The 382-nt window shown below is 45.8% G+C and carries 1 protein-coding gene; it reads left to right on the top strand.

Features of this window, described 5'->3' with window-relative positions:
- Positions 1–57: 57 nt before the first annotated feature.
- The coding region (locus ACEWB7_RS18735; protein WP_411581194.1) for a hypothetical protein at positions 58–382 on the top strand (325 nt) is incomplete at its 3' end.

Below are 382 nucleotides of genomic sequence, written 5' to 3'. Positions count from 1 at the left end.
ATACTGGCTAAAGGTGGCGTTAAAGTCGCTCCGGTGGTTACTGACCAAAGCGCCTATATGGTGAACAAGTATCTTACCCGTAAGCCCGGCGATAAAGTTGATGGTAGCTACCTGACACCGAACCGAATGCGCTTTTTAGAGCATAAGGATTTGATGCTTGAGAAGCGGTCTATCTTCCTGAATATGGAATATGATCAAAAGCGACAGCTCCTAAACCCGGTAATGGTTGACGTGAAAGGACGGAAGCATATTGCGCTTGAAACCAAGCCACACAAGTCGTTGGATGAGATGCTATTTACACGATTGCGCTTTGATCGCTGGCGCAAGTCTCATGTTCTAAAAGACTTTGATGATTGGTGTTCATGGCAAGACCGTTTGGTTA

The organism is Acinetobacter sp. NIOH-H-8 (assembly GCF_046635365.1).
Classification (GTDB): Bacteria; Pseudomonadota; Gammaproteobacteria; order Pseudomonadales; family Moraxellaceae; genus Acinetobacter.
This window is presented reverse-complemented; position numbering and strand designations above follow the sequence as displayed.